The sequence below is a fragment of the Streptomyces sp. KL2 genome (genome assembly GCF_046529545.1).
Classification (GTDB): domain Bacteria; phylum Actinomycetota; class Actinomycetes; order Streptomycetales; family Streptomycetaceae; genus Streptomyces; species Streptomyces radiopugnans.
This window is the reverse complement of the sequence record NZ_CP127170.1, coordinates 4907718-4928533: the sequence shown is the minus strand read 5'-3', so window position 1 is coordinate 4928533 and position 20816 is coordinate 4907718. Positions and strand designations below refer to the sequence as shown.

The window sequence follows — 20816 nt, the reverse complement described above, 5'->3', positions numbered from 1 at the left end:
CGTATGAACACCCTCCGAAGCGTCCCCACCCTCGGGGCGCGCCCGGCCGCCGGTCCGGACCCTGGCCGTGCCGAGACCCGGGAGGTACTGGAAGGCGCAGTCTTCGACCTGCTGGTCGTCGGCGGCGGCATCCTGGGCACCTCCGTCGCCTGGCACGCGGCGCAGTCGGGGCTGCGGGTGGCGATGGTGGACGCCGGCGACTTCGCCGGCGCCACCTCCTCCGCCTCCTCCAAACTGGTCCACGGCGGGCTGCGCTACCTGCAGACCGGCGCGGTGAAACTGGTCGCCGAGAACCACCACGAGCGGCGGGTGCTGGCCAGGGACGTGGCTCCGCACCTGGTCAGTCCGCTCACCTTCCACCTGCCCGTCTACCGGGGCGGCCCGCACGGCGCCGCCAAGCTCGGCGCGGGCGTCTTCGCCTACTCCGCCCTGTCCGCCTTCGGCGACGGGGTGGGCCGGCTGATCTCCCCGGCGAAGGCCGCCGCCGAGAACCCGGCCCTGCGCACCGAGGGCCTCAAGGCGGTCGCGGTCTACGGCGACCACCAGATGAACGACTCCCGGGTCGCGGTGATGACCGTCCGCGCCGCCGTGGACTCCGGCGCCGTCGTCCTCAACCACGCCGAGGTCACCGGTCTGCGCTTCACCCGCGGCCGGGTCACCGGCGCGGAGCTGAGGGACCGGCTGGACGGCGCGGAGTTCAAGGTGGACGCCCGGCTGGTGCTCAACGCCACCGGACCGTGGGTGGACCGCCTGCGGCGGATGGAGTACGCGGGCGCCGAGCCCAGCGTCCGGCTGTCCAAGGGCGCGCACCTGGTGCTGAGGCGGGCGGCGCCGTGGCGGGCGGCGATGGCCACGCCCGTGGACAGGTACCGCATCACCTTCGCCCTCCCCTGGGAGGACCACCTGCTGCTGGGCACCACCGACGAGGCCTACGAGGGCGATCCGGCAGAGGTGTCGGCCACCGACTCCGACGTCCGGCAGATCCTGGACGAGGCCGCGCTCTCGGTGCGCGACGAGCAGCTCTCGCCGGAGCTGGTGACGTACGCCTTCGCGGGCCTGCGGGTGCTGCCCGGCGGCCCGGGCGGTGTGGAGTCGGCCAGGCGGGAGACGGTCGTCACCGAGGGCCGCGGCGGGATGCTCTCGGTCGCGGGCGGCAAGTGGACCACCTACCGGCACATCGGCCGCACCGTCCTGCGGAAGCTGGCGACGCTGCCGGGCACCGCGCGGACCGGTTTCGCCGAGGACGCCGTACCGGCCTCCGAGCTGGTGCGGCGGGTGCCGCTGCCGGGGGTGGCCAATCCGGACGCGGTCGCCCACCGGCTGCTGGTGGACCGCGAGCCGGGCTCCCGGCTCGACCCGCGGACCGCCCGGCACCTGGCGACCCACTACGGGGCGCTGGCGTTCGACATCGCCCGTCTGGTGCACGAGGATCCGGCGCTGGGCGAGCGCGTCCATCCGGACGCTCCGGAGATCTGGGCGCAGGTCGTCTACGCCCGGGACCGCGAGTGGGCCGCGACGGCGGACGACGTGCTGCGCCGCCGCACCACGCTGACCGTTCGCGGTCTGGACACCGAGGAGATCCGCGCCGGGGTCGCGAAGGTGCTGGACGGGCGCCGGTCCTGATCCCCGCGCGCCCCGGGCCCGCACGGCCACGGCCCCCGCCCGCCGTGCGGGCCCGCGGCACGCCGCCGCTCAAGCGGCACTACACCTTCGGGTGAAGAAGGAATCGCTGGTGCCGGACGCCGCGGCGCGGGATGCTCGGGTCGTGATCGAACCCGACACCAGGAACTGGACCTGGGTGCTGGAGCGTCCCTGCCCCGAGTGCGGCTTCGACTCCCGGCGGGTGGGAGGCGAGGACGTACCCGCCCTGCTGCGGGAGAACACCGCCGCCTGGCGCCCCGTCCTGGAGCGCGCCGACGTGCGCGAGCGCCCCGCTCCGGACGTCTGGTCCCCGCTGGAGTACGCCTGCCATGTACGCGATGCGTTCCGGATCTTCGACCGGCGGCTGCGGCTGATGCTCGCCGAGGACTCCCCGTCCTTCCCCGACTGGGACCAGGACGCCACCGCCGTCGCCGAGCGCTACGGCGAGCAGGACCCGCACCGGGTCGCCGACGAGCTGGGGGAGGCGGGCGAGGTCCTGGCCGCGCGGTTCGCCGCGGTGTCCGGCGCGCAGTGGGGGCGCACCGGCGACCGCAGCGACGGCTCCCGCTTCACGGTGGAGTCCATCGCCCGCTACTTCGTCCACGACCCCGTCCACCACCTGCACGACGTGGAACGGTAGCCGTCGGCCGTCACGCTCCCCTCACCCCTCCGGCAGCGGCAGGTCCTCCCCCAGCAGCCCGCGTTCGACCAGCGCGCGCCACATCGCGCCCGGGACCCGGTGGGCGAACATCCGCGCGTTGTCCCGTACCTCCTCCTCGGTGGAGCAGCCGACGACCACCGAGGCCACCGCCGGGTGGCCGAACGGGAAGCGCAGCGCGGCCGCCCGCAGCGGCACGCCGAACTCCCCGCACACCTCCTGGATCCGCCGCGCCCGCTCCACCAGCCACGGCGGCGCCTGGCGGTAGTCGAAGTGGGCGCCGGGGCGGGGGTCTGCGAGCAGCCCGGAGTTGTAGACCCCGCCGACGACGACGGAGGTGCCGCGGCGGGCGCACACCGGCAGCAGGTCGGAGGCGGCGCGGTGGTCCAGCAGCGTCCAGCGGCCCGCGCACAGCACCACGTCGGCGTCGAGGTCGGCGACGAACCGGGCGAGGTGGTCGCTGTGGTTCATGCCGAAGCCGATCGCCCGCACCAGCCCTTCGTCACGCAGCTCGGCCAGCGCCGGGAAGCCGGTCTCGTACACCTCGCGGACGTGGTTCTCCACGTCGTGCAGCAGCACGATCTCCACCCGGTCGGTGCCCAGCCGCTCCAGAGACGCCTCCACCGTGGCCCGGATGCCGTCGCGGCTGAGGTCCCACTCCCGCACGCGCGGCGGGGTGTCGACGAAGCCCTCGCCGTCGGGCGGCGCCTCGTCCCCGCCCAGCGGGCGCAGCCGCCGGCCGGCCTTGGTGGAGATCACGTACGAGGCGCGGTCGCGTCCGGCCAGGGCGCGGCCCAGGCGCTCCTCGGACAGGCCGACGCCGTAGTGCGGGGCGGTGTCCAGGTAGCTCCAGCCCTCCTCCAGGGCCGCCTCCACGACCGCGCGGGCCTCCTCCTCGCCCACGGGGCGGCGGAAGTTGCCGATGGGGGCGCAGCCCAGACCGAGGGGCGGCACCCGCACCCCGGTCCGGCCCAGTTCCCTCGCCTCGTCCGCTCCTCGCGGTCCGGCCGGTCGCGTCATGCCGTCCACCTCCTCCGCCACTGGTGACGCCTACCGTATACACCGGTTCAGTCGTGGCGGTCCGCCCCGGGTCGGCAGCGGCGGTATCCGGACGGATCACCACCGCACAGCCCGGTAAAGGAGTGCGATGGCTGCGGCGCGGGCACGGTCACGCCGTAGGCTGGGCCCGCACGGTAATGGAACGTCAGCCGGTACGGAGCGAGTGCTCCGGTCGGCCGGAAGGAGGCACTGGGTGATCGAGCTCGAGGGGGTTCCCGAGCTGGTCGACCCGGTCATGGTGGCCGCGTTCGAAGGCTGGAACGACGCCGGTGACGCCGCCTCCGCCGCGGTCGCGCATCTGGAGCGGGAGTGGAAGGGCGAGGTGTTCGCGGCGCTGGACGCCGAGGACTACTACGACTTCCAGGTCAACCGCCCCCAGGTGTGGCTGGAGAGCGGTGTGCGCAGGATCACCTGGCCGACGACCCGCCTGTCGGTGGTGCGGATCGGCGACGCCGACGGCCGGGGCCGCGCCCGCGATCTGGTGCTGGTGCGCGGCATCGAGCCGAGCATGCGCTGGAGGTCCTTCTGCAACGAGATCCTGGGTTTCGCCCATGAGCTGGGTGTGGAGATGGTCGTCGTGCTCGGCGCGCTGCTCGGGGACACCCCGCACACCCGCCCGGTCCCGGTCACGGGCGTCACCTCAGACCCGGATCTGGCCCGCACGATGGATCTGGAGGAGTCCCGGTACGAGGGCCCCACCGGCATCGTCGGCATCCTCCAGGAGGCGTGCGGCCACGCGGGCGTGCCCGCGGTGAGCCTGTGGGCCGCGGTGCCGCACTACGTCTCGCAGCCGCCCAACCCCAAGGCGACCCTCGCCCTGCTCAACCGCCTGGAGGACCTGCTGGACGTGCGGATCCCGCTGGGCGAGCTGCCGGAGGACGCCCGGGCCTGGCAGCTGGGCGTGGACCAGCTCGCCGCCGAGGACAACGAGGTGGCCGAGTACGTGCAGTCGCTGGAGGAGGCCCGGGACACCGCGGAGCTGCCGGAGGCTTCGGGCGAGGCGATCGCCAAGGAGTTCGAGCGCTATCTGCGGCGGCGGGACGGCCAGCCCGGCGGCCACGCCGGGGGCGGTACGGCCGCCGAGGGCGGTACGTATCTGCGTGACACCTCGGCCGGGGGGCGTACGCGTCCGGCGAGGCCGCCGGAGCCGCCGGAGGACGGTCCGGAGGGCGGGAGCGGCCCGGAGGGCGAGGACGGCGGCGCCGAGGGCCCGGAGGGTGACGGCTGAGCGCACGGCGCGAAGACGGGGGCGCCCGCCGTTCGGCGGGCGCCCCCGTCTTTGCCGTCACGCGCCGGTGCCGGAGTGTCCGGAGAGCCGGAGACGACCGGAAACCCCCGGAACCGCCCGGGCGCCAGGATGCTCCGGATGGCCGCGGACGCTCAGAGCGCGACGCCCAGCAGGGCGTCCACGGCCCGCGACACCAGGCCGGGCGCGCCGGTGTCCGTGCCGCCGTCCGCGTTCTGGCGCTCGGCCCAGCGGTCGACCGCGGCCAGCGCGGCGGGAGCGTCGAGGTCGTCGGCCAAGGCGGCGCGGATCTCCTCCACCAGCGCGTCGGCCGGCGGGCCGTCGGGGCGGGAGACCGCGGCCCGCCAGCGCCCGAGCCGGGCCAGCGCCTCGTCGAGCACGGCGTCCGTCCACTCCCAGTCGGCGCGGTAGTGGTGGGCCAGCAGGGCCAGGCGGATGGCGGCCGGGTCGGTGCCGTCGCGGCGCAGCGCGCTGACGAAGACCAGGTTCCCCTTGGACTTGGACATCTTCTCGCCGTGGAGGGCGACCATCCCGGCGTGGACGTAGGCGCGGGCGAAGGGGTGCTCCCCGGTGAGCGTCTGGGCGTGCGAGGCCCCCATCTCGTGGTGGGGGAAGGCCAGGTCGGAACCGCCGCCCTGGACGTCGAAGCCCATGCCCAGGTACTCCAGGGCGATGGCGACGCACTCGATGTGCCAGCCGGGGCGGCCGCGGCCGAGCGAGCCGCCGTCCCAGGACGGCTCGCCCTCACGGGCGGCCGTCCACAGCAGCGGGTCGAGCGGGTTCTTCTTGCCGGGGCGGTCCGGGTCGCCGCCGCGCTCGGCCGACAGGCGCCGCATCGTCTCGGCGTCCAGACCGGAGACCTCGCCGAAGCGGGGGTCGGCGGCGACGGAGAAGTAGACGTCGCCTTCGAGGTCGTAGGCGGCACCGGTCTCCCGCAGCCGCTCGATGACGGGGACGATCCGGGGTATGGACTCCACGGCCCCGACGTAGTGCCTGGGCGGGAGCATCCGCAGGGCGGTCATGTCCTCGCGGAAGAGGGCCGTCTCGCGCTCGGCCAGGGCCGTCCAGTCCTCACCGGTGGCGGCGGCCCGCTCCAGCAGCGGGTCGTCGATGTCGGTGACGTTCTGCACGTAGTGGACCTGCCGCTTGGTGTCGAGCCACACGCGCTGCACGAGGTCGAACGCGTTGTAGGTCGCCGCGTGCCCGATGTGGGTCGCGTCGTACGGCGTGATGCCGCAGACGTAGAGGCGGGCGACGGGGCCGGGGGCGAGGGTCACCCGTCCGCCGGTCGCGGTGTCGTGGAGGCTGAGGTCTCGGCCCTGACCTGGCAGGGCGGGCACCTCGGAAGCGGGCCAGGCATGCATGGTCATGAGCGTAACCGGCACGTGGCGCCGCCCACGAGCGGGATGCGCGCAATGGCCTGAACCGGAACGCCGCGGCCGATGCGGCCCGCTTGACGAACCGCCGGGAGCGGGCTCGGCGGACCGGGCGGCGAGCCGGACGGCGGGTCAGGCCGGCGGGTCAGACCGGCGGCCAGGGGATCGCGGGCCAGCCGCCGCCGGGCAGCGGGTGGCGGCCGGTGCCGACCAGGGCGTCGGTCCGCTTGCGCAGGGCGTCCAGCTCGGCGGGGGTGATCAGCTCGGCCAGGCGGGCGGCGAGCGGCCCGCCGTCGGCCAGCGCGGCGGACAGGCCGCGCAGCGGTTCCAGCGTCTCCTCGGGCAGCGGCTCGCCCGCCCAGCCCCACAGCAGGGTGCGCAGCTTGTCGTCGGTGTGGAAGGTCACACCGTGGTCGATGCCGTACAGCTTCCCGTCCGGGGTGGTCAGCAGGTGCCCGCCCTTGCGGTCGGCGTTGTTGATCACCGCGTCCAGGACGGCCAGGCGGCGCAGCCCGGGATCGTCGGCGTGCACCAGCAGCGCGGTGCGGTCCCCGCCCACGCCGACCGGGACGACGGGCTTCCAGCCCGGGCCCGGCTCGCCCTCCTCCACCAGCGCGAGCAGTTCCGCGGCGGCGGGACCGCCGTCCCCTCCCGGTTCCTCCCGCTCCTCCGGTTCCCGTGTCCCGTCCGGCCGGGGTCCGATCCAAAGCTGGCACATGCCCTCGCCGTACGGGCCGTCGCGCAGCACGGTCGGCGGCACCAGGTGCCAGCCCAGGGCCTCGGAGACCTCGTAGGCGGCCACCTCGCGCCGGGCGAGGCTGCCGTCGGGGAAGTCCCACAGCGGGCGCTCCCCGCGCACCGGCTTGTACACGCAGGGCACCCCGTCCCCGCCGTCCCCGCCTTCCTCGCCCGCCTCCGCGACCGTGCAGTACAGCACCGCGTTGGAGGCGTCGCGGAGGCGTCCGCGCACCGTCAGCTCACCGCGGGCCAGCAGTTCGGCCGGCGGTACGCCGCCGGGGTGCGCCTCCGGCCTCACAGCCCGCGGCGGTATCCGTTCTGGCGCGGACATACGTGTCCCTCCGGGTCGAGCGGCAGACTGCACAGCGGGCACGGCGGCCGGCCGGCCTTGACGACCTCCATGGCGCGTTTGGCGAAGGCCCGGGCCATGGTGCCGCTGATCCTCACGCGCAGCACCGGCGGGCCGTTCTCGTCGTCCCGCAGCAGCCTCTCCTCGGCCTCGGCCAGGTCCTCGTCGGAGTCGGCCTCGATCTCGACGAGGGCCTGCGCCTCCACGACCACGCACTCGTCCTCGCCGTCCCAGGCCAGCGCCATGGTGCCGACCCGGAACTCCTCCTCCACCGGGGTCGCCAGAGGTGCGTTGTCGGCGGTCTCGGCGGGCGCGACGGCCGGGACCGGGGCGCTGCCGCCGGTGCGCCGCACGACCTCGTCGAGGAGTTCGTCTATGCGCTCGGCGAGCGCCTCGACCTGCGCCTTCTCCAGGGCGACGCTGGTGGTGCGGCCGGCCGCGGACGCCTGGAGGAAGAACGTCCGGCGGCCAGGCAGCCCGACCGTGCCGGCCACGAAGCGTTCCGGAGGGTCGTAGAGGAACACCTGACGGGACACGTCCTGCTCCATCGGTTCGACTGCTGGGACACTGGCACCCTACTGCGCACGGCGATCACCGTGCCGACCACCGCACCCGCCACCGTGTCCGCGACCGTGCCGGCCGGATGCCCGTGCGGTGCGACCCGCCTCCGGGCGGCGCCGTCAGGCCCCGCCCCCGACGACCGCGCCGCCGTCGCCGCCGGCCCGCGGCGCACCGTGCGCGGAGTCCGCGGCGTCCGCCTCGCGCGGGGCGAGCGAGGTGAGGTCACCGGTGTCGCCCAGCCGCAGCAGGAAGGGGCGCAACGGGGTGTAGCGGACGGCGGTGACCGAGCAGGGCTCGACGTGGATGCGCTGGAAGAGGTCCAGGTGCATGCCGAGGGCGTCGGCGACCAGCGACTTGATGATGTCGCCGTGCGAGCACATCAGATAGGTGGCGTCCGGCCCGTGCTCCCGCTCGATCCGCTCGTTCCACTCCCGTACGGCCTCCACCGCCCGGGCCTGCATACCGCGCATCGTCTCGCCGCCGGGGAAGGCCGCGGCGGAGGGGTGCTGCTGGACGGTGGCCATCAGCGGCTCCTCGTTCAGCTCGGCGAGCTTGCGGCCGGTCCAGTCGCCGTAGTCGCACTCGCCGATGCGCTCCTCGGTGTGCAGCGGCAGCTCCGGCCTGGCAGCGGCCAGCGGCGCCAGGGTCTGGCGGCATCGCTCCAGCGGGCTGTGGACGGCGGCGGCCAGCGGGAGCGCGGCCAGGCGTCCGGGAAGGGCGGCGGCCTGGGCGGCGCCGAGCTCGTCCAGGCCGACGCCGGGAGTGCGTCCGGCAAGCAGTCCGGAGGTGTTGGCGGTGGACCGGCCGTGCCGGACGAGAAGCAGCGTGGGCATGGCAGCCAGCGTAGGCGAGGACGGCGGGGCCGAGGAGGGGCGGGGCCGGTCGGTGGGCGGGCGGCCGCCGAGGGGGCGGCCGTCGCACGTGCCGCCGGGCCGGCGGGGGAGAATCGTCGGTGTGATTGTGGACTGTGCGATCTACCGGGACGGACGCCGTGCCGAGGACCCCTCCGGCCTCGCCGAGGCGCTCCGGGCGGCCCGCGCGGACCGCGACGCCTTCGTGTGGATCGGGCTGCACGAGCCGACCGAGGAGGAGTTCGGCCAGGTCTCCCGGGAGTTCGGGCTGCACCCGCTGGCGGTGGAGGACGCCCTGTCGGCCCACCAGCGCCCCAAACTGGAGGTCTACGAGGACTCGCTGTTCCTGGTGCTCAAGCCGGTGGACTACGACGAGGCGGCCGACACCGTCGGCACCGGGGAGCTGATGCTGTTCCTCGGCGACTCCTTCGTGGTGTCGGTGCGGCACGGCACGACCAATCCGCTGGGCTCGGTGCGCGAGCGGCTGGAGCGGAACCCGCAGGTGCTGCAGCACGGTCCGACGGCCGTGATGTACGCGGTGAGCGACTCGGTGGTCGACCACTACATGGAGGTGGCCGCCGAGCTGCACATCGACCTCGAGGAGCTGGAGGCGGAGGTCTTCACCCCCGGCGGCACCGCGTACGGCGCCGTGGCGGGCCGCATCTACGGCTTCAAGCGCCAGGTGCTGGAGTTCCGCCGGGCCACCGGGCCGCTGACGGAGCCGATGGAGCGGCTGGCGGGCACCGGCGTGCCGTTCGTGCACGACGCCTCGCGCCCGTTCTTCCGCGACGTCAGCGACCATCTGACCAGGGCGAACGAGCAGGTGGAGGCGTTGGACCGGTTGCTGTCGGACATCCTGTCGGCCTATCTGGCCCAGGTGGGCGTCCGGCAGAACGACGACATGCGCAAGATCTCGGCGTGGGCGGCCATGGCGGCGGTCCCCACCATGATCGCCGGGGTGTACGGCATGAACTTCGCCCACATGCCCGAGCTGGACCACCCGCTGGGCTATCCGGGGGTGGTGGTGCTGATGGTCGCCGCGAGCGCCGGTCTGTACCGCCTCTTCAAACGCCGGGGCTGGTTGTAGCCGCCTCCCCGGACGGAGTCCTCGCCCCCGCTCCGGGTCCTTCACCGGGCCCCGCTCCGGATTCCGCCCCGGGTCCGGAAACGGACCCGGCCCGTACCGCGTCGCGCGCAAGCCCGGACTCGTGTTCCGGTCCCGGCCCCGGTCCCGCGTCCGGCTCCGGCTCCGGCTCCGGCTCCGGCAGCGGGGGGAGCGGGTCCAGGCGCACGGCGCGGCGCCGGACGGTCAGCCGCTCGTAGGCGTACCGGGCCTGGACGCCGCCCTCCAGCACCACCGACCTGGCCACGCTCCAGCCCAGCAGGTGGCCGGCACGGGCCAGTACGGCCAGGGCCGCGTCGCGGTGGGCGCGGGCCTCCGCCAGCGCGTTCTCCCTGAGCACCAACTCGACGGCCGCGACGTGGCCGGCGCGGGCGAAGCCCAGCATCCCCTCGCGGCACCAGGCCAGGTGCTCCCGTTCGGCGCGGAGGATCTCCCGGACCGCCTCGCCGGCTCCGGGGCGGCCGGAGAGGTGTCCGGTCAGGCGGGCGAGCCAGGCGGCGGCACGGGCCGAGGCGGCGTGCCCGTGGGCGAGGTGGGCGAGGACGTCCCGTTCGCTCAGGGGCTGCCCGCACCTCATCCGGGCGTGCGCCGGACAACTCCCCCGCCGCTCCAGGAGGGCGGCGTGGTCCGCCTCGGGGGGCACCTCGGCCGGTTCCAGACCGCAGGCGGCGAGCAGCCCGGCCAGCAGCCGGGCGTGCCGCTCCTGAAGCTCGCCGTACCGGGCCATCCCGGGGGCGAGTTCGCGCCGGCCCTGGGGAACGAGGGCGGCGATCCTGCGGCTCTCCCGGCCGTTGCGCGCCTGGGCCGCGGCGGCCAGGGAGCACAGCAGCCGGAAGGACGCGTCGTCGTCGAGGACCTCCCGCACCAGGTCCCTTCTGCGCAGCATGGCCCGACACCTTCCGTGGACGTATCCGCAGAAGCCGAGTCAACCGGTGCGAGCGGGCGGCGGCAACAGCTCACCCCCGCCCCTGCGCCGAACGGACGTGTCCGCCCCGCCGTGCGTAACCCCGGCGGCTCCGCGCCGTTGTGCCGGGAGACGGCCGTGGCGGGGAGGACCCCCGAGCCCCCACCACGGCCGTGGGCGCGTCCCGGCGCGGGGCGCGGCCGGACCGAGCCGCCCGGCCGCGCCCCGCGCGACGGGGACGGGGCGGGCGGACGAGGGGCGGTCCCTCAGGAGGCGGTCCCGGACCGCTCCAGAGCCTCCACCCCGGCCCGCAGCGCGGCGATCCGCTCCTCCAGGGTGAAGCCCGCCGGTGCCAGCGACAGGGTGGTCACCCCCGCCTCGGCGTAGGCCCGCATCCGGTCGGCGATCCGCTCGACAGGGCCGAGCAGCGCGGTGGAGTCGATGAGCTGCCGGGGCACGGCGGCCGCGGCGCCCTCCTTGTCCCCGGACAGGTACCTGTCCTGGATCTCGGCGGCCTCCTTCTCGTACCCCATGCGCCGGGCGAGCCGGTTGTAGAAGTTCTGCTTGCGGCTGCCCATGCCTCCGACGTACAGCGCGGTGTACGGGCGGAAGGTGTCGGCCAGGGCGTCGATGTCGTCGCCGAGGGCCAGCGGCACGGTGGGCACCACGTCGAAGCCCTCCATGGTCAGACCCGCCTTCTCGCGTCCGGCCCGCAGTGCGCCGAGCGTGGTCTCCTCGGCGTGCTCAGGGGCGAAGAAGATCAGCAGTGCGCCGTCGGCGATCTCGCCGGTCTGCTCCAGGTTCTTCGGGCCGATGGCGGCGATGTACAGCGGGATCCGCTCGCGGACGGGGTGGACGGTCAGCTTCAGCGGCTTGCCGGGGCCGTCGGGCAGCGGCAGCGTCCAGTGCTCGCCGGAGTGGGTCAGCCGCTCGCGGGACATCGCCTTGCGGACGATCTCCACGTACTCGCGGGTGCGGGCGAGCGGCTTGTCGAACCGCACCCCGTACCAGCCCTCGGACACCTGCGGCCCGGAGACGCCCAGGCCCAGGCGGAAGCGGCCGCCGGAGAGGGTGTCGAGGGTGGCGGCGGTCATGGCCGTCATGGCGGGGGTGCGGGCGGGGATCTGGAGGATGGCCGAGCCGATGTCGATCCGCTCGGTCTGGGCCGCCACCCAGGCCAGGACGGTGGGGGCGTCCGATCCGTAGGCCTCCGCGGCCCAGCACACGGAGTAGCCCAGCCGGTCGGCCTCCCGGGCGACCGCGAGATTGTCGGCGTCCATCCCGGCGCCCCAGTAGCCGAGGTTGATCCCGAGCCTCATCCGCGTCCCCTTACCGATCGGTAACGTGCCCGTCGCCGGGACTCTAGCGCGCGGCCGCAAGTACTCTCAACGCCCATGGAGCACAGGCACGTGGGCCGCACCGGCCTCCGCGTATCCCGGATCGGGCTCGGTACGCTCACCTGGGCGCGGGACACCGGGGAGCGTGAGGCGGCCGACCTGCTGAAGACCTTCTGGGAGGCCGGCGGGACGCTGGTGGACACTGCCGACGTGTACGCCGACGGCGGCGCCGAGTACCTCCTCGGCCGGCTGGTGCAGGACCTGGTGCCCCGCCGGGACCTGGTGATCGCCACCAAGGCGGGCGGCGTGCCCGACCCCGAGCGCCGCTTCGACTGCTCGCGCGGCCATCTGCTGGCCGCGCTGGACGCCTCCCTGGAGCGGCTGGGCACCGACTACGTCGATCTGTGGCAGGTCCACGCCTACGACCCCTTCACCCCTCTGGAGGAGACCCTCCAGGCCCTCGACACCGCGGTGGGCAGCGGCCGCGCCCGCTACGCGGGGGTGGCGGGCTTCTGCGGCTGGCAGCTTGCCAAGGCCGCCTCCTGGCAGCTCGCCGCCCCGGGGGCGCGCACCCGGCTGGCCGGCGTCCAGATGGAGTACTCCCTGCTCCAGCGCGGGGTGGAGCGGGAGGTGCTGCCGGCCGCGCTGGACCTGGAGGTGGGGCTGCTGGCGTCCTCGCCGCTGGGCCGGGGCGTGCTCACGGGCAAGTACCGCCGCTCCACCCCGCCCGGCTCACGCGGCGCCTCGGAGCGCCTGGCGCCCTTCGTGGAGCCCTACCTGGACGACGCGGCGGCGCGGATCGTCGACGCGGTCGCCACGGCCGCCGACGGGCTGGCCGTCACCCCGCTCCAGGTGGCGCTGGCATGGGTGCGCGACCGGCCCGGGGTGGCCGCGCCGATCATCGGCCCGCGTACGTCGCAGCAGCTCGGCGAGGCCCTGTCAGTGGAGAGCCTTACGCTTCCCGACGAGATCTGCCGGGCGCTGGACGATGTGTCGGCCCCGGTGCACCGCTATCCCGATCACGACTGGAGCACGCTGTGACCGCGTCCGGCGCCGACAACGCCGATCAGGCCCCTCAGACCGCAGCCCCGGGCGCCCGGGACAAGGCCGCGGAGCTCATGGCCGCCGTACGCGCCGTGGAGAGCGGCGAGCGCTCGGCCGCCGAGTTCTTCGCCGAGCCGAGGCCCGCGCCCCGGCCCCGGCGGGCCGCCCCGGCCGCCCGGCCCGGCGGCGTCCCCGGCGGGCCGGGCGGGCCGGGCGGCCCCGGCGGCCCGGTGGCCGTGCCCGAGGGCGTCACCGCGCTGCTGGCCGAGGGCGGCGCTCCCGCGGCGCTGGGCGCGGCCGTGGTGGAGACCTTCGGCGAGGGCGCCGAGGAGGTGCTGCGCGCCGATCCGTGGGAGCTGCTGGCCGTTCCGGGCGTGCTGCCGGAGCAGGCGGACGGTTTCGCACGGGCGCTGCTGGGGCCGGAGAGCGGTCCGGGCGACGAGCGGCGCGGCCGGGCCCTGGCGGTGTGGCTGCTGGAGCGGGCGGCGCTGTCCGGGCACACGGTGCTGGGTTCGAAGGCCCTGGCCGAGGGGCTGGCCCGGTACGGCGTGCCGGATCCGGACACGGCGGTGGGCGAGGCGGTCGACGCGGGCGCGGTGCTGGCCTTCGAGGACGCCGGCGAGGAGGGGGCCGGAGCCGGGGATGCCGCGGCCGGCGGCCCCGGGGCGGGCGACGAGGAGGAGGCCGAGCGGCCCGTGCGGCTGCTCGTCGGCCTGGAGCGCCACGCGCTGGCCGAGGAGAGTCTGGCCGAGGGCCTGGCACGGCTGAGCGGCACCTTCGCCCCGCCCGGGGAGGAGGAGACGGCCCGCTGGGAGGAGGCCGCGGCCAGTGCGCCCGGCCCGTCCGCGGCGGAACTGGTGCGCGCCGCCGCCCGCAGCGGTCTGGTCGCGCACACCGGCGGCGAGGCCGCCCGTGCCGAGCCGGCGGCCCTGGTGGCCGCGGCCCGGGCACTGGGGCTGCGGGCGTACGCCGCCGCGCACAGCGAGGACGGCAGGCGGCGGCTGGCGGAGCTGCTGGACGCCCGGGGCGGCGACGGGGACGGCACCGGCGCGGACGGCCCGGACGGTGATCCGGACGGCGGCCCGGGTCCGGCGGCCGTCACCGTCGACGGGCTGCTGGCCGGCAGGGAGGGCCCCGGGCGCGACGAGGAGGGCGCGTACGCGCTGGACCTGCTCGCCGTGCTGGACGCCCCCCAGCTCGACACCGAACGCGCCGCGATGCTGGTCGAGGCGCTGCCGGACGGTGCGCGGCTGGTCCTCAGCGGCGATCCGAACCTGCTCGGCGCGGCGGGCGCCGGCCAGGTGCTGGCCGATCTGCTCGCGGCGCGCGTCTGCCCGCAGGTGGTCTCCCGCACCCCGGATCCCGGGCCGGTCGGCGAGCTGGTCTCGGGCATCGGGATCGGCGAGCTGAACCAGGTGGAGGCGCCCGGACGGGAGGTGGTGATCGTCCCGGTGCGCGACGCCGGGGAGGCGGTGCACCGCACCGTGCAGCTCGTCGCCGACTCGGTGCCGCGGGCGCTCGGGGTGCCCCCCGGGCTGACGCAGGTGATCACCCCCGGCCACGGCGGCGCCGCGGGCACCCGGGTGCTCAACGCCGCGCTCAAGGAGCGGCTCAACCCCGGCCCCGGCCGGTTCGGCGGCTTCGATCCGGGCGACCGGGTGGCCTACTCCCCCTCCCCCGGACACACCGCGCCGGGCACGGTGGTGTCGGGGGACGAGGAGGGGCTGCGGCTGGACTGCTCCGGCCGCGCCGTCACCGTCCCGCGCGGGCGGGTGGCGCGGACGGTGCGGCACGGCTGGGCGATCACTGCCCACCAGGCCGTCGGGACGCGCTGGCCGGCGGCCGTGGTGGTGCTTCCGGGCGACGCGGTCCCGGCCCTCGACCGCGCCTGGGTGTACACGGCGTTCGGCCGCGGCGAACGGCATCTGTCCGTGGTGCACGGCGTGGACCAGGCGCTGCCGCGGGCGGTGGCGCAGATCCCGGCCCCGGAGCGCACGACGCGCCTGCGCACGCTGCTGCGCGCACAGGCGGCGACGGCGGCGGCCCCGCCGCCGGAGGCCGCGGGCTGACCTCTGCGCGCCCCGCCGCCGGCACCGGCTCGCGGTCCGGCGGCAGGGCGCGGATCAGTCCGCGGCCCGCACCACCGGTCCGCCGCCCTCGTCCTCCTCCTCGTAGAGGTCCTCCTCGTCGAAGACGGCGCTGACGTCGAAGCGGCAGACGACCTGCTCGGGGTCGGCTCCGTCGAAGGGCGACCCCAGCCACTCCCCCGGCTCGGCGGGCTCGTCGCCCGCGATCACCCAGAGCGTGGAGTCGCCCTCCTCCAGGCCGAACTCCTCGTGCCGGGTGGCGATCTCGTCGGGTTCGTACTCGCCGAACAGCACGCTGAGCGCGGCATGCACGCCGCTCCCGGCGAAGGGGCCCTCCAGCGCCTCCTCGTCCGCGTCCGCCGAGTCCGGGTCGAGCGCGGTGACGCGCTGTGCCTGGGCCATCAGCCGCTGCGGCTCCACGACGGTGTAGTCGCGGCGGATGAGGACGCTGAGAGTGCTGGGCTCCTCCGGCCCGGCGTAGGCGGGCATGGTGTCGCCGCCCGGGATCTCGAAGGGTGTGACCTCGTCGTAGACGTCGTACAACAGCTCGTCGTACGCCTCGCCCGCCGCGGCGAGTTCGTCGAAGGCGGCGTGGACGGCGGCCTCGGCCCGGGCGGCCCCGGCGCCCGAGCCCCCCTCGGCAGACCGTCGTTCGACGGCTTCGAGGTGACGGTCCAGCGCGGTCTTCAACGCTTCGGCGGCGGCTCGTACCTCGGCAGCACCGGGCTGCGCAGCATCAGACATAGTGCAGACGCTATCCGTACCGGGGCCCCGCACGCACAATAGATGTGATGCCGGAATACGAATTTCGTGATGTGTACGTCCCGCGCGGGGTCTCCCGCAAGGCCGCCACACGTCTGCTGACCGAACACGCCGAGTACGGACACTGGGAACTGGACCGCCTCAGGCTCAACTCCGACGGCAGCCGCCAGGTGCGGCTGCGGCGGCGGATCATCCGCCAGTTGCGCGCCACCTGGTGACGCGGAAGGCGGAAGGAGCGGACCCCGCCCCCTGCAGGGGCGGAGCCCGCTCCTCGCCGTGCTCCCGGCCGTGGCTTCCGGCCGCCGGTCAGCCCCGCATGGCGCGGGCGCGCCGGTAGAGCAGGGCGCCGCCGAGCAGCACCCCGGCACCGACCGGGGCGATCGAGCCCAGCCCGCTGGTGCCGGTCGTGGCCAGCTCGCCGCCCATGACCTGGGGAGCGGGCTTCTCGGGGGCCTCGGCACGGGGCTCGTCCCTCTTCTCCGGGTGCTTGGGCTCCTCCGGCTTGGGCTTCTCCGGGTGCTTGGGCTCCTCCGGCTTCGGCTTCTCCGGGTGCTTGGGCTCCTCCGGCTTCGGCTTCTCGGGCCCGGGCTTCTCCGGGGACGGCCCGTGGTCGCCCACGTTGGCGCACTCGTTGCCGAAGGCCGGGTTGAGCGCACCCACCACGTTCACGGAGTTGCCGCAGACGTTCACCGGCACGTGCACGGGGGCCTGGACGGTGTTGCCGGACAGCACGCCGGGCGAACCCGCGGCCACGCCCTCGGCCCTGGCACCGCCGTGGCCGGCGTGCCTCCCGTCCTGCTTCTTGCCGTGCCCCTCGCCGTGCTCGCGGTGCTGCCCGCCGGGGTTCTCCTGGTGGCCGCCAACGCGGTGCCCGCCCTGGTGCCCGCCCTGGTGGTGACCACCGTCGTGCCCGCCCCGGTGGTACCCGCCGTCGTGCCCGCCCCGGTGGTGGCCGCCGCGGTGGTCGTCCACGTTGGCGCACTTGTTGCCGAAGGCCGGGTTGAGGCCGCCGCCGACAGTCGCGGTGTTGCCGCAGGCGTTCACCGGCGCGTGCACCGGAGCCTGGACGGTGTTGCCGGACAGCACGCCCGGCGAACCCGCGGCCACGCCCCGGGCCTCGGCGTCCGCGTGGGCGGCGTGGCCGCCCGACATGGCCAGCACGCCGCCGGCCGCGGCGATGGTGATCAGGCCCTTCCTGGTGACCTGTCGCATGTGTACTTCCCCTTGCCCTCTGATGTGCGGGTGGCTTGCGATCTACGGTTGCGATCGCGGACGGAGAGCACTCCTCGACTCCCCGCCCGCCGAAACAGCGGCCCCGGAGCGCATGGCGCGCACTCCGGGGCCGCCGTGCACCGGGCTCTCACGAGCCCGGGCGCGACGTCAGCTGTTGACGCAGAAGTTGCCGAAGGCGGGGTTCAGCAGCCCGATCACGCTGACCGTGTTGCCGCAGACGTTCACCGGGACGTGGATCGGCGCCTGGATGACGTTGCCGGAGACGACACCGGGGGAGCCGATGGCAGCGCCCTGGGCACCGGAGTCGGCGGCGGCCACACCCGCGCCCGCGAGCACGAGACCACCGGTGGCAGCCGCGACGGCGACGACCTTCTTGATCATTCTTCCTCCTTGTTGGCAATGCGATCCCAGCCGCGGACCGCACTCCCTGTAACGACACCGGGGGAAGCGGGCTACGGCCCGATGACGCATTCACCCGTCCTGGTCACATGCGCACACACGGGCGATTACCGAGGAGGCGGGACGGGCCGGTCAGCACTGGTCGAGGAAGCGGTCCAGCACCCGCACGCCGAACTTCAGGCCCTCCACCGGCACCCGCTCGTCCACCCCGTGGAACATCCCGGCGAAGTCCAGCTCCGGCGGCAGCTTCAGCGGGGCGAACCCGAAGCAGCGGATGCCCAGGTCGTCGAAGGACTTGGCGTCGGTGCCGCCGGAGAGCATGTACGGCACGGCCCGCGCGATCGGGTCCTCGGCCCTCAGCGCGGACTGCATGGCGTCCACCAGGGCGCCGTCGAAGCCGGTCTCCACCGCCTTGTCGGCGTGCACGTCCTCGCGCTTGACGCGCGGGCCCAGGATCCGGTCGAGGTCGGCCAGGAACTCCTCCTCGTAGCCGGGCAGGAAGCGCCCGTCGACGTGGGCGACGGCCTGGCCGGGAATGACGTTGACCTTGTAGCCGGCGCCCAGCATCGTCGGGGCGGCGGTGTTGCGCAGCGTCGCCCCGATCAGCTTGGCGATGCCGCCGAGCTTGGCCAGGGTCTCGTCCATGTCCTCCGGGTCCAGTTCCACGCCGAGGGCGTCGGAGAGCTCGTCGAGGAAGGAGCGCACCGTCTTGGTCACCCGGACCGGGAACCTGTGCCGCCCCAGCCGCCCGACCGCCTCGCACAGTTCGGTGATCGCGTTGTCGTCGTTGGTCATCGAGCCGTGCCCGGCGGTGCCGTCCACGGTGAGCCGCATCCAGTGCATGCCCTTCTCCGCGGTCTCCACCAGGTACAGGCGCAGCTTCTCGTTGACGGTGAAGGAGAAGCCGCCGACCTCGCCGATCGCCTCGGTCACCCCCTCGAACAGCTCCGGGTGCCGTTTCACCAGGTGCTTCGCCCCCCAGGTGCCACCCGCCTCCTCGTCGGCGAGGAAGGCCAGCACGATGTCGCGCGGGGGCCTGCGGCCGCTGCGCAGCCGGTCGCGCACGACCGCCAGCGTCATCGCGTCCATGTCCTTCATGTCGACCGCTCCGCGCCCCCACACGCAGCCGTCGGCGATCTCGCCGGAGAACGGGTGGTGGGTCCAGTCCTCGGCGTTGGCCGGGACGACGTCGGTGTGCCCGTGGATGAGGAGCGCGGGCCGGGAGGGGTCCTCGCCCTCGATCCGGGCGACGGTCGACGCCCGGCCCGGGTGCGACTCGAAGATCTGCGGCTCCAGTCCCACCTCCGCGAGCTTCTCCGCCACGTACTCGGCCGCGGCCCGTTCGCCCGGTCCCGAGTGGTCGCCGTAGTTGCTGGTGTCGATCCGGATGAGATCGCGGCACAGGTCGACGACCTCGTCCTCGCCCCTGACCGCCTCCGCCGCGGTGGTGGTCGCGTTCGGCTCGCTCACACTGCCTCCTCGTGTTGCGGGGTCCGCGCCCATCCTCCCGCCTCCGGGGCCGCAGGCACAGGAGCCGGGGTGATCGCCCGGCTCCGCTCCAGTGCTATGGTTTACACGTCGCCACGACCACGGTCGGCGGCACGCACCTGTCCGGGTGGCGGAATGGCAGACGCGCTAGCTTGAGGTGCTAGTGCCCTTTATCGGGCGTGGGGGTTCAAGTCCCCCTCCGGACACGGAAGAGGCGAAGGCCCCCGCGGAGATCCGCGGGGGCCTTCGCCGTCCGTGCCGTGCCGCCTCAGCCCACCGCCTTCGCCGCCGCGCGGCCCGCGGTGCGGCCCGAGAACAGGCAGCCGCCCAGGAAGGTGCCCTCCAGGGAGCGGTAGCCGTGCATGCCCCCGCCGCCGAAGCCGGCGGCCTCGCCCACCGCGTAGAGGCCGGGCAGCGGCTCGCCGCCGGCGGTGAGGACGCGGGAGGACAGATCGGTCTCCAGGCCGCCGAGGGTCTTGCGGGTGAGGATGTTCAGGCGCACGGCGATCAGCGGGCCCGCCTCCGGGTCCAGCAGGCGGTGGGGCGGGGCGACGCGGATCAGCTTGTCGCCGAGGTAGGTGCGGGCGCCGCGGATCGCGGTGATCTGGAGGTCCTTGGTGAAGGTGTTGGCGATCTCGCGGTCGCGGGCGGTGATCTCGCGGCGCAGGGCGGCCTCGTCGATCAGATCGTCGCCGGTGAGCGCGTTCATGCCGCGCACCAGGGCGGAGAGGTCGCGCTCGACGACGAAGTCGGCGCCCTTGTCCATGAAGGCGCGCACCGGGCCGGGCGCTCCGGAGCGGGCACGGCCCAGGACCTGGCGGACGCTGCGGCCGGTGAGGTCGGGGTTCTGCTCGGAGCCGGAGAGCGCGAACTCCTTCTCGATGATCTTCCTCGTGAGGACGAACCAGGTGTACTCGTACCCCGTGCCCATGATGTGCTCAAGGGTGCCGAGCGTGTCGAAGCCGGGGAAGAGCGGCACCGGCAGCCGCCTGCCGGTGGCGTCCAGCCACAGGGAGGAGGGGCCGGGCAGGATGCGGATGCCGTGCCGCGCCCAGATCGGGTCCCAGTTCTCGACTCCCTCGGTGTAGTGCCACATCCGGTCGCGGTTGACGATCCGGCCGCCGGCCTCCTCGGCGATGCCGAGCATCGCCCCGTCGACGTGGGCGGGCACTCCGGAGAGCATCCGCCTGGGCGGGGTGCCCAGGCGCTCCGGCCAGTTGGCGCGGACGAGGTCGTGGTTGCCGCCGATGCCTCCGGAGGCGACGATCACGGCCTGGGCGCGCAGTTCGAAGACACCGGTCGCCTCCCGGCCGCTGGCCGTGCCGCGCGCGGCGCCGCTGGGGGCGAGCACCTCGCCGGTGACGGTGTCCACCGCTCCGGCGCTGCGGGCCAGCCCCGTGACGCGGTGGCGGAAGCGCAGGTCCACCAGACCCCGTTCGGCGCCCCGGCGCACCCGTCGCTCGAAGGGCTCGACCAGGCCCGGCCCGGTGCCCCAGGTGATGTGGAAGCGCGGCACCGAGTTGCCGTGGCCGGTGGCGTCGTAGCCGCCCCGCTCGGCCCAGCCGACGACGGGGAACAGCCGCACGCCCTGGGCACGCAGCCAGGCGCGCTTCTCCCCGGCGGCGAAGTCGACGTACGCCTCGGCCCAGCGGCGCGGCCAGGCGTCCTCCTCCCGGTCGAAGCCGGCCGTGCCGAGCCAGTCCTGCCAGGCCAGTTCGCGGCTGTCGCGCACGCGCATGCGGCGCTGCTCGGGGGAGCCGACGAGGAACAGCCCGCCGAAGGACCAGTGCGCCTGGCCGCCCAGGGAGGCTTCGGGCTCCTGGTCGAGCAGGATCACCTTCCGCCCGGCGTCGGCCAGTTCGGCGGTGGCCGCGAGCCCGGCCAGGCCCGCCCCGATCACGATCACATCGGCGTCGTACGCCATCGGCCCATCCGCTCCTCGGTCCGTCCCGCTGGTGAC

Annotated in this window: 19 protein-coding genes and 1 tRNA gene; 8 read left to right on the top strand and 12 right to left on the bottom strand. The window is 74.9% G+C overall.

Annotated elements, in window-relative coordinates; genetic code table 11:
• The first annotated feature begins 3 nt into the window (after positions 1–3).
• Both QPK52_RS22180 and QPK52_RS22175 read left to right on the top strand, forming a co-directional pair.
• Positions 4–1623 (top strand): FAD-dependent oxidoreductase, encoded by a 1620-nt coding sequence (locus QPK52_RS22180; RefSeq protein ID WP_410539207.1) that lies wholly within the window; start codon positions 4–6, stop codon positions 1621–1623.
• A gap of 142 nt (positions 1624–1765) precedes the next feature.
• Positions 1766–2281: a DinB family protein gene (locus QPK52_RS22175; protein ID WP_410539206.1), complete on the top strand. Its 516-nt coding sequence runs from the start codon at positions 1766–1768 to the stop codon at positions 2279–2281.
• 21 nt (positions 2282–2302) lie between these two features.
• Here QPK52_RS22175 and QPK52_RS22170 read toward each other — a convergent pair whose 3' ends face one another.
• Entirely contained in the window at positions 2303–3319 is a 1017-nt protein-coding gene (locus QPK52_RS22170) for an aldo/keto reductase (protein ID WP_410539205.1), read from the bottom strand.
• Between the two features lie 232 nt (positions 3320–3551).
• On the opposite strand from QPK52_RS22170, the gene QPK52_RS22165 reads away from it, so the two are divergent.
• Positions 3552–4586, top strand: coding sequence for a PAC2 family protein (locus tag QPK52_RS22165; protein WP_410539204.1), 1035 nt, complete (start codon positions 3552–3554; stop codon positions 4584–4586).
• Between the two features lie 152 nt (positions 4587–4738).
• Here the strand turns inward: QPK52_RS22165 and mshC are convergent, their stop codons facing one another.
• From mshC to QPK52_RS22145, 4 genes are all read right to left on the bottom strand, one after another.
• Positions 4739–5968, bottom strand: coding sequence for a cysteine--1-D-myo-inosityl 2-amino-2-deoxy-alpha-D-glucopyranoside ligase (gene mshC / locus QPK52_RS22160; protein WP_410539203.1), 1230 nt, complete (start codon positions 5966–5968; stop codon positions 4739–4741).
• A 157-nt stretch (positions 5969–6125) separates the two neighbouring features.
• Positions 6126–7049: an SCO1664 family protein gene (locus QPK52_RS22155; protein WP_410539202.1), complete on the bottom strand. Its 924-nt coding sequence runs from the start codon at positions 7047–7049 to the stop codon at positions 6126–6128.
• A complete protein-coding gene (locus tag QPK52_RS22150) occupies positions 7013–7603 on the bottom strand; it encodes a DUF3090 domain-containing protein (RefSeq protein ID WP_410539201.1) in 591 nt (196 codons plus the stop codon). The genes QPK52_RS22155 and QPK52_RS22150 overlap by 37 nt, the downstream gene beginning before the upstream one ends.
• Before the next feature lie 144 nt (positions 7604–7747).
• On the bottom strand, positions 7748–8461 hold the full coding sequence (locus QPK52_RS22145; protein ID WP_410539199.1) for a histidine phosphatase family protein: 714 nt from the start codon (positions 8459–8461) through the stop codon (positions 7748–7750).
• Positions 8462–8573: 112 nt separating this feature from the next.
• Between QPK52_RS22145 and corA the strand changes: the two genes are divergently transcribed.
• A complete protein-coding gene (corA, locus tag QPK52_RS22140; RefSeq protein WP_410540440.1) occupies positions 8574–9566 on the top strand; it encodes a magnesium/cobalt transporter CorA in 993 nt (330 codons plus the stop codon).
• On the opposite strand, the gene QPK52_RS22135 is transcribed toward corA, so the two are convergent.
• Together QPK52_RS22135 and QPK52_RS22130 are read right to left on the bottom strand one after the other, a co-directional pair.
• Positions 9544–10488 carry a ferritin-like domain-containing protein gene (locus QPK52_RS22135; protein WP_410539198.1) on the bottom strand — a complete coding sequence of 315 codons (945 nt, stop codon included), beginning with the start codon at positions 10486–10488 and terminating at the stop codon, positions 9544–9546. The genes corA and QPK52_RS22135 overlap by 23 nt on opposite strands.
• 284 nt (positions 10489–10772) lie before the next feature.
• Positions 10773–11825, bottom strand: coding sequence for an LLM class F420-dependent oxidoreductase (locus QPK52_RS22130; RefSeq protein ID WP_410539197.1), 1053 nt, complete (start codon positions 11823–11825; stop codon positions 10773–10775).
• Positions 11826–11900: 75 nt separating this feature from the next.
• Here QPK52_RS22130 and QPK52_RS22125 point away from each other — a divergent pair, with 75 nt between their 5' ends.
• Positions 11901–12884: an aldo/keto reductase gene (locus QPK52_RS22125; protein ID WP_410539196.1), complete on the top strand. Its 984-nt coding sequence runs from the start codon at positions 11901–11903 to the stop codon at positions 12882–12884.
• A complete protein-coding gene (locus QPK52_RS22120; RefSeq protein WP_410539195.1) occupies positions 12881–14956 on the top strand; it encodes a helix-hairpin-helix domain-containing protein in 2076 nt (691 codons plus the stop codon). Before QPK52_RS22125 ends, QPK52_RS22120 begins: the two co-directional genes overlap by 4 nt.
• 54 nt (positions 14957–15010) lie before the next feature.
• Here the strand turns inward: QPK52_RS22120 and QPK52_RS22115 are convergent, their stop codons facing one another.
• Positions 15011–15718: a hypothetical protein gene (locus tag QPK52_RS22115; protein ID WP_410539194.1), complete on the bottom strand. Its 708-nt coding sequence runs from the start codon at positions 15716–15718 to the stop codon at positions 15011–15013.
• A 47-nt stretch (positions 15719–15765) separates the two neighbouring features.
• On the opposite strand from QPK52_RS22115, the gene QPK52_RS22110 reads away from it, so the two are divergent.
• Complete coding sequence (locus tag QPK52_RS22110; RefSeq protein WP_093662929.1) at positions 15766–15954, top strand: DUF5703 family protein; 189 nt, start codon at positions 15766–15768, stop codon at positions 15952–15954.
• Between the two features lie 88 nt (positions 15955–16042).
• Here QPK52_RS22110 and QPK52_RS22105 read toward each other — a convergent pair whose 3' ends face one another.
• The 3 genes from QPK52_RS22105 to QPK52_RS22095 all read right to left on the bottom strand — a co-directional run bounded on the left by QPK52_RS22105 (position 16043) and on the right by QPK52_RS22095 (position 18871).
• Positions 16043–16948 (bottom strand): chaplin, encoded by a 906-nt coding sequence (locus QPK52_RS22105; protein ID WP_410539193.1) that lies wholly within the window; start codon positions 16946–16948, stop codon positions 16043–16045.
• Between the two features lie 168 nt (positions 16949–17116).
• On the bottom strand, positions 17117–17350 hold the full coding sequence (locus tag QPK52_RS22100; protein WP_410539192.1) for a chaplin: 234 nt from the start codon (positions 17348–17350) through the stop codon (positions 17117–17119).
• Positions 17351–17500: 150 nt separating this feature from the next.
• Positions 17501–18871 (bottom strand): M20/M25/M40 family metallo-hydrolase, encoded by a 1371-nt coding sequence (locus QPK52_RS22095; RefSeq protein ID WP_410539191.1) that lies wholly within the window; start codon positions 18869–18871, stop codon positions 17501–17503.
• Positions 18872–18977: 106 nt separating this feature from the next.
• Between QPK52_RS22095 and QPK52_RS22090 the strand changes: the two genes are divergently transcribed.
• Positions 18978–19062 (top strand) — tRNA-Leu (locus tag QPK52_RS22090).
• Positions 19063–19124: 62 nt separating this feature from the next.
• On the opposite strand, the gene QPK52_RS22085 is transcribed toward QPK52_RS22090, so the two are convergent.
• Positions 19125–20780, bottom strand: coding sequence for an FAD-binding dehydrogenase (locus tag QPK52_RS22085; RefSeq protein ID WP_410539190.1), 1656 nt, complete (start codon positions 20778–20780; stop codon positions 19125–19127).
• Positions 20781–20816 lie beyond the last annotated feature (36 nt).